General features: G+C 71.3%; 10 protein-coding genes. 5 read left to right on the forward strand and 5 right to left on the reverse strand.

Annotated elements, in window-relative coordinates; all coding sequences use genetic code 11:
- Window positions 1-268 precede the first annotated feature (268 nt).
- Window positions 269-1,891 (forward strand): alpha/beta hydrolase, encoded by a 1,623-nt coding sequence (locus ACFWPQ_RS42745; protein WP_384047809.1) that lies wholly within the window; start codon window positions 269-271, stop codon window positions 1,889-1,891.
- Window positions 1,892-1,894: 3 nt separating this feature from the next.
- On the opposite strand, the gene asnB is transcribed toward ACFWPQ_RS42745, so the two are convergent.
- Together asnB and ACFWPQ_RS42755 are read right to left on the reverse strand one after the other, a co-directional pair.
- On the reverse strand, window positions 1,895-3,733 hold the full coding sequence (asnB, locus tag ACFWPQ_RS42750) for an asparagine synthase (glutamine-hydrolyzing) (protein ID WP_384047811.1): 1,839 nt from the start codon (window positions 3,731-3,733) through the stop codon (window positions 1,895-1,897).
- 323 nt (window positions 3,734-4,056) lie between these two features.
- Window positions 4,057-4,836, reverse strand: a complete 780-nt coding sequence (locus ACFWPQ_RS42755; protein WP_384047814.1) for an alpha/beta fold hydrolase — start codon at window positions 4,834-4,836, stop codon at window positions 4,057-4,059.
- A gap of 168 nt (window positions 4,837-5,004) precedes the next feature.
- Here ACFWPQ_RS42755 and ACFWPQ_RS42760 point away from each other — a divergent pair, with 168 nt between their 5' ends.
- Together ACFWPQ_RS42760 and ACFWPQ_RS42765 are read left to right on the forward strand one after the other, a co-directional pair.
- A complete protein-coding gene (locus ACFWPQ_RS42760; protein WP_384047817.1) occupies window positions 5,005-6,099 on the forward strand; it encodes a chemotaxis protein in 1,095 nt (364 codons plus the stop codon).
- A gap of 66 nt (window positions 6,100-6,165) precedes the next feature.
- Window positions 6,166-7,191 (forward strand): Gfo/Idh/MocA family protein, encoded by a 1,026-nt coding sequence (locus ACFWPQ_RS42765; RefSeq protein ID WP_384047819.1) that lies wholly within the window; start codon window positions 6,166-6,168, stop codon window positions 7,189-7,191.
- Here the strand turns inward: ACFWPQ_RS42765 and ACFWPQ_RS42770 are convergent.
- Both ACFWPQ_RS42770 and ACFWPQ_RS42775 read right to left on the reverse strand, forming a co-directional pair.
- On the reverse strand, window positions 7,181-9,208 hold the full coding sequence (locus ACFWPQ_RS42770; protein WP_384047822.1) for a phosphocholine-specific phospholipase C: 2,028 nt from the start codon (window positions 9,206-9,208) through the stop codon (window positions 7,181-7,183). The genes ACFWPQ_RS42765 and ACFWPQ_RS42770 overlap by 11 nt on opposite strands.
- Before the next feature lie 140 nt (window positions 9,209-9,348).
- The gene (locus ACFWPQ_RS42775; RefSeq protein ID WP_384047825.1) at window positions 9,349-9,762 is read right to left on the reverse strand and encodes an SsgA family sporulation/cell division regulator; all 414 of its coding nucleotides are present in this window, start codon (window positions 9,760-9,762) and stop codon (window positions 9,349-9,351) included.
- 349 nt (window positions 9,763-10,111) lie between these two features.
- On the opposite strand from ACFWPQ_RS42775, the gene ACFWPQ_RS42780 reads away from it, so the two are divergent.
- The gene (locus tag ACFWPQ_RS42780; RefSeq protein ID WP_384047828.1) at window positions 10,112-11,533 is read left to right on the forward strand and encodes a PP2C family protein-serine/threonine phosphatase; all 1,422 of its coding nucleotides are present in this window, start codon (window positions 10,112-10,114) and stop codon (window positions 11,531-11,533) included.
- A gap of 92 nt (window positions 11,534-11,625) precedes the next feature.
- Here the strand turns inward: ACFWPQ_RS42780 and ACFWPQ_RS42785 are convergent, their stop codons facing one another.
- Window positions 11,626-13,122 carry a hypothetical protein gene (locus ACFWPQ_RS42785; RefSeq protein WP_384047831.1) on the reverse strand — a complete coding sequence of 499 codons (1,497 nt, stop codon included), beginning with the start codon at window positions 13,120-13,122 and terminating at the stop codon, window positions 11,626-11,628.
- A gap of 266 nt (window positions 13,123-13,388) precedes the next feature.
- On the opposite strand from ACFWPQ_RS42785, the gene ACFWPQ_RS42790 reads away from it, so the two are divergent.
- On the forward strand, window positions 13,389-14,528 hold the full coding sequence (locus ACFWPQ_RS42790) for an aminoglycoside phosphotransferase family protein (protein ID WP_384047834.1): 1,140 nt from the start codon (window positions 13,389-13,391) through the stop codon (window positions 14,526-14,528).
- The last annotated feature ends 198 nt before the right edge of the window (window positions 14,529-14,726 follow it).

Consider the following 14,726-nt stretch of genomic DNA (forward strand, 5'->3'; position numbering starts at 1 on the left):
TCCAGACATGATTGCGGGCGCTCGCCCGCAACGGTTAAAACGCATACGAACCATGTGAGTTATGGCTTATTGACCTTTCACCCCATCGAGTGACACCACACTCGAAACATCAGTAAAAGTATGCAAGGGCACGGAAACGGGATGATCACACGGAGAATGCGGCGCCCCCGGCCCGCCCGCTCACCGGCGGGCGGGATACACGGAGTCCGCTTATGGTGGGCGAAAGCCCTGTATCCGGTCCGCCACGGAGCGTCTCTGGAGGCCCTCGATGCCTGCCGTGCCCCGTACCCGGCCCGTCCTGCGGCGCTGCGCCGGCGCCGGTGCCGTAGCGCTGGCCCTGCTGGGCGCCGGGCTGCCCGCGACCGAGGCGACGGCGACGGCGACGGCGGGCGGGAAGCAGCCGGACCTGACCCGTTTCTACCGGCAGAAGGTCAGATGGACGGCGTGCGAGGACGGCGAGCTGCCCAAGGACATGCAGTGCGCCAAGGTCACCGTCCCCCTCGACTACGCGCGCCCGGCCGACGGCACCCTCGACCTGGCGCTGTCCCGCTACCGGGCGACCGGTGGGTCCCGGGGCTCGGTGCTGCTGAACTTCGGCGGTCCCGGCGGTTCGGGTGTCAGCCAGCTCGGACAGGACGGCAAGGAGTTCATGAGCCTGACCAACGGCTATGACGTGGTCGGCTTCGACCCGCGCGGGGTCGGCCGCTCCTCCCCCGTGAGCTGCGGCGACGGCCCGGAGCAGTTCTCGGACGGCGCCAACGCCGGCGAGCCCCCCGACGTCGCGCATCCGCAGGCCCTGATGAAGGCGCTGCAGCAGCTGACGGTGCGCTGCACCAGGAACTCCGGGCCCGTGCTGTCCCACATAGGCACCGTGAACGCCTCCCGGGACCTGGACGTCATCCGCCAGGCGCTCGGCGACCGGAAGCTGAACTACCTGGGCTTCTCCTACGGCACCAAACTGGCCGCGGTGTACGCGGCGCAGTTCCCGGACAAGGTGGGCCGGATGGTGCTGGACGGTGTGGACACGCTGACCGAGTCGCTGGCCGAGCAGGGCGTGGCCGGTGCCCGGGGGCAGCAGACGGCGCTGGACGACTTCCTGGACTGGTGCGTCACCGATTTGGGGTGTCCGTTCGGGCGGGACCGGCGCAAGGCCGGCGAGGCGGTCCTGAAGCTGGTGCGCTCCCTCGACGAGGACCCGGTGCCCTCCGACTTCGGCGGCCCGTTCACCGGTCAGGACCTGGTGGAGGCCATCGGGCAGGGGCTGTACGGCAGGGAGCTGTGGTCGAAGCTGGCGCGGGCGCTGTCCTCACTGGTCGACGACGGGGACACCCGGGGGGTGCAGAACTTCGCGTCCGGCGGCTCCGCGCTGCCGGTCGGGCGGGGGCCCAACGGCGGGCTGGTGAACAGATCGGACATCCCCGTGGACAACCTGTCGGCCGCGCTGATGGCGATCAACTGCGCCGACGACCCGGACCGGCCGAGCGCCGAGCGGCTCACCGCGGACATCGCCCGGCTGCGCAAGGAGTACGAGCAGGCGTCCCCGGTGTTCGGCCGGTTCCGGCTGACGCAGGTGATGCTCTGCTACGGCCGGCCGCGCGGTACGGACTTCATCCGCGACGAGGTGAAGGACGTGGCCTCCGCGCGGATGCTCCTCGTGGGCACGCGGGGTGACCCGGCGACGCCCTACAGCTGGACGGTCCAGACGGCGAAACGGCTCGGTCCGTCGGCGGTGGTGCTGGACAACAGGGGCGACGGCCACACCGGGTACACGTCGTCCAGGTGTGTGCGCGGCAAGGTCGACGACTTCCTGCTGTACGGCACGCTGCCGGCCGACGGCAGCTCCTGCCCGGCGGACGGTGACGGCAGCGCCGTCACCGGCTCGTCGGGCTGAGGCTCAGCCGAGGGTGAGTTCCGGGTCGTAGAGGTCGAGCCACTGGGCCAGGTCGAGGGTGCGTTCCAGGCCGCGCCGGTCGGCCTGGGTGCCGAGTTCGGTGCGGCGGGCCGCCCGGTCCGCCCTCTCCCGGTCGACGAGGTCGAAGACCCGGTGGTCGGGCCGGGCCAGCAGGTCCTTGACCTGGTCCTGGAGGGCGCGGCCGTACTCCGGGTCCTGGGTGGACGGGTAGGGGCTCTTGACCCTGTCGTACACGGACTGCGGGAGGACGTCCCGGGTGGCCTCGCGCAGCAGGGTCTTCTCTCGGCCGTCGAAGGACTTGAGGGCCCAGGGCGCGTTGTAGACGTACTCGACGAGCCGGTGGTCGCAGAACGGCACCCGGACCTCCAGGCCGACGGCCATGCTCATCCGGTCCTTGCGGTCGAGCAGGGCGCGGACGAACCGGGTGAGGTGCAGGTAGCTCATGCGGCGCATGCGGTACTCGAAGTCGCTCTCGCCGTCGAGGCGCTGGATGCCGGTGACGGCGGAGTGGTAGGCGTCGGCGACATAGTGCTCCAGGTCGAGGGCCTTGGCGAGGTCCGGGCGCAGCACGTCGGCGTCGTCGCCGAAGTGCCGGGCGAACTGGAAGAGCCAGGGGAAGGTGTCCGCGGTGCGGGCTCCCTCGTCGAAGAACTGCAGGTAGCCGCCGAACACCTCGTCGGCGGACTCCCCGGACAGGGCGACGGTGGACTGGTCGCGGACGGCGCGGAACAGCAGCAGGAGCGAGGTGTCCATGTCGCCGAACCCGGCCGGCAGGTCGCGAGCCCGGATCACCCGTTCGCGGACCGCGGGGTCGGCGAGGCTCGCGACGTCGAGGACGATGTCCTGGTGGTCGGTGCGGGCGAGCCGGGCCACGTCGTGCACGAAGGGCGTGTCGGGGGTTCCGCGGAGCTCGTCGGCGACGAAGTTGTCGGTCCGGCCGACGAAGTCGACGGCGAAGCTGCGGACCTTCTCGCCGTGCACGGCGAGCTGCCGGGCGGCGAGGGCGGTCATGGCGGACGAGTCCAGGCCGCCGGAGAGCAGGGTGCAGCGGGGCACGTCGGCGACCAGCTGGCGGCGCACGATGTCGTCGAGGAGTTCACGGACGGTGGCGACGGTGGTGTCGCGGTCGTCGGGGTGCGGGCGGGTCTCCAGGCGCCAGTAGGCCCGGGTGCGCAGGCCGTCGCGGTCTACGGTGACGACGGTGCCGGGCTCCACCTCGCGCATGCCCTCCCAGACGGCGTGCCCGGGGGTCTTGACCATGGTGAAGAGCTCGCGCAGCCCGTCCAGGCCGACCCGGGGGCGGACCAGCGGGTTGGCCAGGATCGCCTTGGGCTCGGAGCCGAACAGGACGCCGTCCAGGGTCGGGTACAGGTAGAAGGGCTTGATGCCCATGCGGTCGCGGATCATCACGAGCTTGTCGTGGCGGCCGTCCCAGACGGCGAAGGCGTACATGCCGTTGAGCCGCTCGGCGACGGTGTCGCCCCACTCCACATAGCCGCGGAGCACGACCTCGGTGTCCGAGTCGGTGGTGAACTCGTGGCCCCGGGCGGTGAGTTCGCGGCGCAGCTCGGTGAAGTTGTAGGCCTCCCCGGAGTAGACCATCGCGACGGTGCCGTCCGGGGTGCGGACGGTCATCGGCTGACGGCCGCCGGGCAGGTCGATGATCGCGAGCCGGCGGTGGCCCAGGGCGGCGGGACCCTCGCTCCAGGTGCCCCGGTCGTCGGGACCGCGGCAGGCCATGGTCTCCGTCATTGCATCCAATGCGCGCGTCTCGGTGGTGAGGTCACGGTCGAAGGAGACCCAGCCGGTGATGCCACACATGTGCTACCTCCTGCTGTCGGTCAGCCGGGCCATGCGCGCCACCTGCGGTTTCGCGGCAGAGGCGATTGCCCGAGCGAACCACTTGTATTCAGCACCTATATGCCGAGCGTGCGCCCGGGATCCCCGCCGGTCAACCTGGACGTAACACGAACGGAGTACCCCACCCTCGATTTCGGACGCGCTTTGCCCGCGCGGGGGCCGCGAACCCGCCTCGCTTCGGGCTCCCTCGGCCCGGAACCGGCCAAGCGCAAAAAGTTCCCCAAACGGGTCGGCGCCGCGGCTTTCGCCGGGCGCCGGTCACCTGGCGCTGTCGGGGGCTCGCGCTATGCGGCCGGGGTCAGGAAGCGGTCCAGCGTCGCCGTCAGCTCGGCCGGCCGCTCCACCGGGAGCTCGTGGCCCGCGTCGATGATCCGGACCTCCGCGTCCGGGTAGGCCTTGGCCATCCGCAGCATCTGCCCCACCGGCAGCTGGATGTCGTGGTAGCCGTGCACCATCAGGGTGGGCGCGGCGATCTCGCCGACCCGGTCCAGGACGTCGAAGGCCCGCATGGCGCCGTACAGCGTCATGACGACCTCGCGTGGGGTGTCCGCGGACGCGCGGACGTACTCCCGGATCTGCTCGCGCGGGTAGCCGGGGGCGAAGGCCCGCTGGATGTTGGCGGCGACGAACAGCTTGAACGGCACCAGGGTCGAGGCCGCCATCAGCAGCCCGCGGCCGCGGCTGTACGCCATCCGGCCGATGGAGTCGACCAGGACCATCCGCTCGACCCGCTCGGGGTGGGTCAGCGCTAGGGTCTGGGAGATCATGCCGCCCATGGAGTGACCGACGGGGACGAAGCGGTCCACCTCCAGGTGGTCGAGGAGGGCGGTGACGTCCTGGGCCAGTTCGGCAATGGTCTTCACCCCGGCCCCGGTGCTCTCGCCGTGGCCGCGCAGGTCGAGCCGGATCACCCGGCGCTGCCCGGCGAAGTGCGCCATCTGATGGTCCCAGCGGTGCCGGTTCGCGGTCCAGCCGTGGATGAACACCAGCGGTGCGGCACCGCCGTCACGGGGGCCCTCGTCGTCGTACGTCAGCGCCGCTCCGTCGACTTCGAGCTGCGGCATGGGGGCCTCCTGGGGCGTGATCCGGTTACTGCCGGGTACGGTAACCGGCCGCCCCGCCCTCCGTCACCGGCCCGCGGGCCTCAACCCGGTCACGGCTCGCCCCGGACCCGAAGGCGTCGATGAATTACCCCAAATGCCGCAATGGCGAATCGGTCCTATGGTGCTGATATGGAGCACGCACTCAGTCCTTCGACCCTTGCCGAGCTGCGCCGCCCGCGCCCCTATCCGGCCGTCTCGGTGCTGACGCCGACACACCGTCGTGAGCCCGACAACACCCAGGACTCCGTCCGGCTGCGCAATGTCGTGGCCGAGGCGAAGAAGCAGCTGGAATCCGATCCCGCGATCACCCGGGACCGCCGCTCCGACGTCGTCAGGCAGCTCGAACAGGCGCTCGCCGAGGTCGACCTGACCTACAGCGAGGAAGGCCTGGTGATCTTCGCCGCGCCGGGTGAGCACCAGGTGTGGTCGCTGGCCCGGAGCGTGCCCGAGCGCGTGGTGCTCTCGGACACCTTCCTGACCCGCAACCTGGTCTCGGCGCACGCCGCCGAGCGCCCGTTCTGGGTGCTGTCGATCTCGGCCGACCGGATCACGCTGTGGAACGGCGGGATCGACCGGGTCACCGAGAGCCGGTCCGGCGGTTTCCCGCTGACCCGCCCGACGGTGAACTTCGACGCCGAGCGCCAGGAGCAGATAGGCGACACGCCCAGCACCTTCCGCGACGAGGGCACCAAGCACTTCCTGCGGGACGCGGACACCGCGATGGCCGCGCTGCTGCGCAACGATCCGCGGCCGCTCTACGTCACCGGGGAACAGGCCGCCCTCTCCCTGTGGGACGAGCTCGGCAACGTGGCCAGGCACAGCACCTCCGTGCAGCACGGCGGACTCACGCACGCCGGCCCGGAGGCCGTGTGGCAGGCGATCACCCCGCTGCTGCAGGCGGAGTCCCGCAGGAGCACCGCTTCGGTGACCCGCGAACTCGAGTCGGCGCGCGGTCACAAGACGTTCGCGGCCGGCGTCGACGAGGTCTGGCAGAACGCCCGCGAGGGCCGCGTGCGGCTGCTCGCCGTCGAGGAGAACTACCGCACCACGGTCCGCGACGACGGCGACCACCTGGTCCCGGCCGCGAGCGGCGACCTCGACGCCCGCGACGACATCGTGGACGAGATCGTCGAGCAGTGCCTGGAGACCGGCGCCGCCGTCCGCTTCGTGCCGGACGGCACCCTGGGCGACGAGAGCGGCATCGCCGGCGTGCTGCGCTACTGACGAGCCCCCCGACCGGCCGACGTAGGCTCTGGAACGTGATCGTCGGCCGAGAGGGAGTGTGTGGGCGTGGCTGAGTCGCTGGGCGTCGCGGTACTGGGTGCCGGACACATGGGAGCCGACCACATACGCCGACTCGACCAGGTGGTGAGCGGTGCGAGGGTGGCGGCGGTCGCCGACCCCGACCTCGACCGTGCCAAGGAGGCGGCGGCCGGGCTGGACCGCGTCACCGTGCACGCGGACCCGCTGGCCGCCCTGGACGCACCGGGTGTGGAGGCCGTACTGATCGCCTCCCCCGGCCCGGCGCACGAGGAACCGCTGCTCGCGGCCTTCGAGCGCGGGCTCCCGGTGCTGTGCGAGAAGCCCATGGTGCCGGACTCCACCGGCGCGCTGCGGGTGGTGGAGGCCGAGGCCGCGCTCGGGCGCAGGCTGGCGCAGATCGGGTTCATGCGCCGCTACGACGCCGAGTACCGGCGTCTGAAGTCCCTGCTGGACGGGGGCCGTCTGGGCCGCCCGCTGATGCTGCACTGCGTCCACCGCAATGTGTCCTCTCCCCCCGGCTTCACCAGCGCCATGCTGATCGACAGCTCGGTGTCGCACGAGATCGACGCGGCCCGCTGGCTGCTCGGCCAGGAGCTGACCGCGGTGACCGTGCTGCGGCCGCGGCCCTCCTCGGGCGCCCCCGAGGGGCTGCTCGACCCGCAGCTGGTGCTCTTCGAGACCGACGGGGGCGCCCTCGTCGACGTCGAGGTCTTCGTCAACTGCGGCTTCGGCTACCAGGTGCGCTGCGAGGCCGTCTGCGAGCAGGGCAGCGCCCGGATCGGCGAGGACCACACCATGCTGGTCACCTCGGCCGGCGGCGCCCGCGCGGAGGTGGCCCAGGACTACCTGGTGCGGTTCGCCGACGCCTACGACCGCGAGGTGCAGGCCTGGGTGGACGCCACCCGGCAGGGCCGGGTCACCGGACCGAGCGCCTGGGACGGCTACGCCTCCTCCGTGGTCGCCGAGGCCGGGGTCCGGGCGCTGGAGAGCGGCGGCCGTACGACCGTCGACCTCGCCCCGCGCCCGGACCTGTACGCGGACCTCAGCCGCTGATGCTCGCGGCGCCCGTCTCCAGGTGGCCGGTGAACCGGCGCGACCAGGTCGCGTCGGAGTCCACCGTGATCGTGAAGTCGTACCAGCCGTTCTGGTACGCGACGGCGTTGAAGTAGTCCTCGGTGGAGGATCCGGCGGCGACCGTGTACGTCCAGGGGCCGTCGGTACGGTAGTTGTTCGAGGTGATGGTGAACTTCACCGCCGACGAGCCGGAGTTGGCCATCTTGAACCAGACGGCGAGCTTGCCGGTGCCGGGTTCCACGGCGTAACGGGTGCTCACCTCGGCGGACTTGCCGGCCTGGGTGGCGTCGCCCTGGAAGCGGCGCAGGAAGCGGTTGGGGCCGGTCATGGTCAGGTCGTACTTGCCGGCGCCGTATCCGGTGCCGATGTTGAAGTAGTCGGAGACGGTGCCCCCGGCGGCGACCGTGTACTGCCAGGGCGTGGTGTCCCGGTAGGCGTTCGGGTGGATGGCGAGGTGGGCCGCCCGGGTCGCCGGGGTGCCCTGGTTGGTCATGGTGAACCAGGCGCGGATGATGCCGCCCGTCCCGAACTCCAGGTGGTCCAGGTACCCGCCCGGCTGGTAGGGCAGCGCGCGGGCCGGGCGGGTGCCGGACTCCTGGGTGGGCAGGGCGTTGGTGGTGGGCACCGGGTTGGGCAGCGGCCCGCAGGTGGAGTAGCCGATGACGCCGGTCGCGGGCAGGGAGACGGCGCCGTGGACCGGGTTGGCGAAGTCGAAGACGCCGGTCAGGTCGCCGCTCACCGAGCGCCGCCAGGCGCTGATGTTCGGGCAGTTCGCGGGCTTGCCGAGGGCCGCGGTCCAGGTCTCCAGGAAGCGCAGCACCGAGGTGTGCTCGAAGACCTCGGAGGAGACCCAGCCGCCGCGGGTCCAGGGCGAGATGACGATCATCGGGACCCGGAAGCCGAAGCCGTACGGCACGCCGTTCAGGAACTCGCCCACCGTGCCGGCGGGCGGGGCCGGGGGCGGGACGTGGTCGAAGCAGCCGTCGTTCTCGTCGTAGTTGAGGAACAGGACGGTCGAGTCGAAGACGTCCGCGTCGGCCGCGAGGGCCTGGTAGACCAGGTTGACGAAGTGGGCGCCGTCGCCGGGCGGGGCGTAGGGGTGTTCGGAGAACGCCTGGTTGGCGACCACCCAGGAGACCTGCGGGAGGGTGCCCGCGAGCACGTCGGCCTTGATGGCGGCGGCGATGTCGTCGGGGGTGGAGCCGGTCACCGCGGGGACCGAGGACATGCCCCGGTCGTGGAGGGGGTTGCCCGCCTTGGCGTTCGCGAAGTTCTTGAAGTAGGCGCAGCCGTTGTCACCGTAGTTGTCCTGGGCGTTCTGGTAGACCTTCCAGGTCACTCCGGCGCTCTGCAGGGCCTCGGCGTAGTTCTGCCAGGTCAGACCGGACTCGTCGCCGCCGTCGTAGCTGGACGGGTCGACCTTGCCGCTCCACAGGTAGGTGCGGTTGGGGCCGGTGGCGCTGAGGGTGGAGCAGAAGTAGGCGTCGCAGATCGTGTAGTTGTCGGCGAGCGCGTAGTGGAAGGGGATGTCGGAGCGGTCCAGGTAACCGAGGGAGCGGACGTTACCGACTCCCGCGACCCAGTTGTCGAGGCGGCCCTTGTTCCACGCAGAGTGCTGGGAGGACCAGGAGTGCGGGAGGTCGCCGTTGCACTGGGCGAGCGTCTCGCCGTCCTTGCCGCCCGCGTCGGGGGTGGCACTGAGCTTCCACGGGTACTGGCGGCCGGAGCCGTTCGGCTGGTTGAAGACCGGATAGCCGCCGCTGAGCGTGATGCCGCTGCGGTCCGCGAAGCCGCGGACGCCCTTGAGGCGTCCGAAGTAGTGGTCGAAGCTGCGGTTCTCCTGCATGAGGATCACCACGTGCTTGACGTCCGAGATCGTGCCGGTCGCCGCGCTCCGGGCCGCGGCCGCGGCACGTGGGCCGGCGGCGCCCGCCGCCATGCCCGCCGCCACGGAAGCGCCCAGTCCCACGAAGCCTCTTCGGCTGATCGGTGTCATTCGCCCCGTCCTCGTCACCGGTGCGCCCGGGCGGCACACCGCGCGCAAGGGTGCACGAGGCGGTCGGCAGGGTACGGACCGGATCGGTGAGGCGGGAGTGAACAAAAGTCAAAGTACGGGTCGGTAGCGCCTCAGGCGCCTCACACGCCTCCGAACAGCGTGCTCAGGCCCCGCTCCACGACCGCCTCGAGGTCCTCCTGCCCCGGGGCCACCACCTCGTGGGTGCGCTGCAGGAAACGGAACAGCGCCTGGGTGTCGAACTGGAGCAGGGCGAGGCCGTGCGGCGAGTGGAACTCCACGGCCGTCCGGCCCGGGCCGCAGGGCCAGATGTGGACGTCCCCGCGTCCGGCCGGGGCGGTGAGCCCCTGGTCGAGGAGCGAGCGCGCGAAGGTCCAGGTGACCTCCTCGCCGCCGAGGGTGACCTCGGCCGGGAAGTCGACGAAGACGGCCAGGGGATCACCGGAGGTGTACCGGAGCGTGGCGGGCACCGGAACCTCCTCGTCCTCGGCCGTGATCAGCCGGGCGCGGGCGGGTTGCTCGAAAGTGATGTCCATGCCTGTAGGACTCCGAGAAGGCCCCTTGCATGACGCGAAATCCGGACAGAGTTGCCGCGGTTGGCCGAGACCGCGACACTGTGAACACAGAGGCGTCGAACAACCGCCCGAGCGCGACACGGAGACCCCGCGAAGTCCGCCAAGTCACGTAGTCCGACTACGACTTGCGCCAGCCGGTCGCGTACGCCTTTCATGGGGGTCGACCAGCCCATGAAGACTCTGGCATATGCCAGAAGCACCACCGTATCGTGTGTTGCCAAATCCCTTACAGGGCGTCGCAGGCTGTGCAACAGTCGTAACCGGTCCCACCGTCCGCCTTGGCCGTACAGTCCCCGCATCGGAGTGCGTCATGCCGTCCCATGTCTCCGCGGACCGCCCCGCCGCCCAGCCGCCCGGGCGCGGCTCGGTCGAGGCGTTGATATCGCAGACGCGGCGGCTCAAGGGCGACGTGGACGCGGTGCGGCGGGACACCCAGAGCTCCGGTTCGCACCCCGAGGAGCGCTGGCAGCGCGCCCTGTACGACCTGGCGCTCCATCAACTCAACGACCTGGACGAGCATCTGGCCCAGCTGCGGGACGGTCCGGCGCCCCTGCCGGCCGGGATGGTGGCGCCGCCCGCCCGACGCTCCTCGCCCCCTCCGGGCTCGCTGCTCAGCCGGGTCGGCAGCGCGGAGTGGAACCTCCTGACGGACGAGGCCAGTTGGTCGGGCGAGCTCTTCCAGATCCTCGGCCTGGACCCGGCCGCGCCCGCGCTCACCCTCGACGAACTCCCCTCCCTGGTACTGGACGAGGACCGTTCCCGGCTGACCGCGATGGTCACCGACTGCCTGGTCGACGCCCGGCCCATCGACGGCGAGTTCCGTGTCCTGCGACCCGACGGGAGCGTCCGGACCGTCCACATGATGGGCGAGCCCGTGCTCGACGGCGGCGGCAGCACCGCCTCGATGTGGGCCGTGCTGCGGGACGTCAGCGAACTGCGGCGCAACCAGCGCACGGTGCGCGAGACCCGGGACACGATGCAGCTCCACCGCCGGCAGGCCGAGACCGAACAGCGGCTCGCCGTCGAACTCCAGGAGGCCGTGCTGCCCTCGGGGCGCGGCGCGCTGCGGCTCCCGCGCCGGGGGCCGGGCACGCTCGAAGTCGCCGCCCACCACCTGCCGTCCGGGGCCACCACCCTGCTGGGCGGCGACTGGTACGACGCGCTGGAGCTGTCCGACGGCGACACTCTGCTGAGCGTCGGCGACCTCACCGGGCACGGCGTCGCCGTCGCCTCGGGCATGACGATGCTGCTGGGCGCCGTACGCGGGATGGCGATGGCCGGCACCCGGCCCGGGCAACTCATGTCCCTGCTCAACCAGTTACTCGACGCCACCGTGCAACCCGCGCTGGGCAGCGCCGTGTGCTGCCGCTACCGGCCCGCCACCCGCACCCTGACCTGGGCACAGGCAGGACACCCCGCCCCGCTGCTGTTCCGCGGCGGAACGGGGTGCGCGCTCAGCGCGCCGGCCGGCGTGCTGCTCGGCGTCACCTCGGGAGCCGGTTACGGGCAGGCCGAAGTGACCCTGGAACCAGGCGATCTGCTCCTGCTGCACACCGACGGAGTGGTGCCCGGGCACAGCGGAACGGACTCTCTGGACGCACTCCTCGGCCTGGCCCCCCGGTTCGGGGCGGCGCACACCGCCCAGGACTGTGTCAGGGCCGTCGTCGAGGAGTTCGGCGAGAGCGAGCGCGAGGACGAGGCCTGCGTGCTCGTCGCCAGGGTGAGTGAGTAACCGCGGCGTGGGAGTAACCGCGCTGTGGGAGTAGTAACCGAGGTGGTGTGTGAGTCGGCGATCAGCCGGCTCGTGTCGAGCGCGCAGGCTCCCTATGCCTGTGCGCTGCTGTTGTTCCCCTTGCTCCTGGCCCTGGGCAGGGCCAGCTTGATCTCCTCCCGCAGTTCCTGGATCTTCGGATAGCCGGCGTACTCGGCGGTGAGCCGGTACATCTGGCGCAGCCGGTCCCAGGTGCGGTGGGAGGAGTTGGATCCCATCGACATCAGGGCCAGCCGGGCGTACCGGTCCGCCTGCTCGGGGTCGTCCGCGATGAAGCAGGCGGAGGCCATGGAGAGGAAGTCGAAGATCTTCGACCGCTGCCGGCCGTCGATCCGCAGTGTCAGGGCCTTCTCCGCGTAGTGCTGGGCGTGCACGGCCGCCGCCGGGTCGTGCTCGGCCAGCGTGCGATAGGCGAGGGCCTGCATGCCGTACAGATCCTCCTCCCTGAACATCTGCATCCAGCTCGGCGGCGGCACGTCGCCCCGGTCGGAGACGAAGAGGTCCTCCGCCTCGCCGAGGGTGCGGCGCATCGCCTGGCCCTTGCCCATCGACGCCTGCGCCCAGGCCTCGATGGTGTAGAGCATCGCCCGGGTGCGCGGCAGCACCTCGTCGCCCGAGCCGGACTTGGCGAGCTTCATCAGGTCGAGCGCGTCGTCGGGCCGGCCGAGGTGCACCATCTGGCGAGCCGCTCTGGAGAGCGCCTCCCCGGCACGCGGCCGGTCGCCGCCCTCACGGGCCGCATGGGCGGCGATGACGAAGTACTTCTGGGCCGTGGGCTCCAGGCCGACGTCGTGCGACATCCAGCCCGCGAGGACGGCGAGGTTGGCGGCGACGCCCCACAGGCGCCGCTGGAGATGCTCGGGGTGGCGGTAGGCGAGCATGCCGCCCACCTCGTTGAGCTGTCCCACGACGGCCTTGCGCTGCAGCCCGCCGCCGCGGGCCGCGTCCCAGGCACGGAACACCTCGACGGAGCGCTCCAGTTCCTCGATCTCCTCGGACCCGATGGGGGCGGCCTCGTAGCGGTCGAACCCAGCGGGGTCGGCGTGCAGAGGGTCGTCGAGGACGGGGGCGTCGGCCTTGAGTGTGGGGTCGGTGTGCAGCCACTCGTACATGGCGCTGCTGAGTACGGATCCCGCGGTGAGCGCGGCACCCGCGCCCACCAAGCCGCGTCGGTTGAGCATGAGGTCCATTCCCGTGAATTCGGTGAGGACCGCGGCGGTTCGTTCGGGCGCCCACGGCATGCCGTCGGGATGTTCCACGTTCCCGTCGTCCGGCCGTTTTCCCGTACGCCCGTGCCGTACCAGACCGAGGTCCTCGATGGTCACGACACGGCCGAGACGCTCGGTGAACAGAGTCGCCAGCACCCGCGGCACCGGATCGCGCGGGATCTCTCCCATGTCGATCCACCGCCGCACCCGGGAGGTGTCGGTCGCCAGCTGGGGGTGGCCCATGGCCGCCGCCTGCCGGTTGACCAGCCTCGCGAGTTCACCCTTGGACCAGCCGGCCAGGCCGAACAGGTCCGACAGGCGGGTGTTGGGTTCTCCGGTCACGTCAAGCCCCCAGGTTCTCGGCTGAGTTGACAGTAGCCCCGTGCCGGTTGCCGGGCGACTATTCGCCACGGTTCGCCAGGGTGCGCCAGATGGTGTGCCACTGGGCAACGGGTGTCAGGTAGGAACGCGCCACCCCGACCCGGTCGCCACTCGACGGGCCCACTCCCCAGGGTGTGCCCGGGCGACCGGGACGGGTTGGGCGCGAGAACCCCTCACAGGACTTCTCAGGCAGGCACCGCAGGTACACGAAGGGATCTGTATCGCCCATGTACGCAGCATCGTCCTCCGTGTCCGCTCCGCCCCGGTCGCTGCGCCCCCGCCCGGCGGGCGGCGGACCGTATCTCGACCCCGCGCGTCCGGGGGCCGCAGTACCGGTGGTGGGCCGACAACGGCGCGCCACCGGGCTCGGCACCCAGCCACTCAGCGGCAGACTCGACCTGTCCGGCCCCCAGGGTGCGCAGCTGCGCACCGCGATCGCGTCGGTGCACCGGATCTGCCCGGAGTTCGCTCCGGTGCAGGTGCTGCGCCGCACCGGTCGGTCCGTGATCCTCGTCGGGACGACGGGGCGCAGCACGGCCGTGGCGAAGTGTCTACTGGACCACTCCCCCGCCTGGGCGGAGCGGACCCGCCACGAAATAGCCGCATACCGCTCGTTCGTCCGGCACCGGCCACCGGTGCGGGTGCCGAGACTGATCGCGGCGGATCCGGACAACTGCACGCTGGTGATCGAGCGGATGCCGGGCCGGGTGGCGGCGGTCCAACGCCACCCGGCGGAGGCTCCGCCCCGGGCGGACATCCGGGCCGCACTGGGGGCGATCTGCCGGCTGAACGCGTGGCGGCCCCCGGCGGGCACCTTCGACGCCCCGGTCGACTACCCGGCCCGGATCGCCCGGTACCACGAACTGGGTCTGCTCACCGACCGGGACATGGGTGACCTGCAGAAGCTGCTGCACGGCATCGCGGTCGCGGCGGGGCGCCAGGGGATGGGCCAGTTCTGCCACGGCGACGCCCTGCTCTCGAACATCCTGCTGTCCCCGGCCGGTCCAGTGCTGGTGGACTGGGAGCACGCGGGCTGGTATCTGCCGGGGTACGACCTGGCCACGCTCTGGTCGGTCCTCGGCGACGCCCCGGTGGCGCGCCGTCAGATCAGCCAGATCGCCCAGTCGGGCGGACTCGCGTCCCGGGACGCCTTCCTGGTGAACCTGATGCTGGTCCTCACCCGGGAGATCCGGACCTACGAGACCGCCGTGCAGCGTTCGATGCACGACGCGACCCCGGCGGCACCGGGTACGGCCCACCCGGGCGCCGCGCCGACCGGCGAGGAACAGCGGCTGCTGCTCCGGCGGCTGCACGACGACTGCCAGCTGGCCCGCCGGGCCGTACGCGCGGCGGTCGGCACTCGCTGACGGGGACGAGGATCCGCGGTGCGCTCAGGGCAACTGCGCGCCGCGGATCCTCGCATGTGCGGGGTGTTTTCGGGAGTGTCCCGGGCGCCCACTGGTGTACGCCACTGACGCCCCGCAGGCCTGTGGCCCACCACCGCGAAACTCCCACGATCATCGTATGACATGGGAATTCCTGCCTCTCTGGGCATGATTGACGGA

The organism is Streptomyces sp. NPDC058464, assembly GCF_042721035.1.
GTDB lineage: Bacteria > Actinomycetota > Actinomycetes > Streptomycetales > Streptomycetaceae > Streptomyces.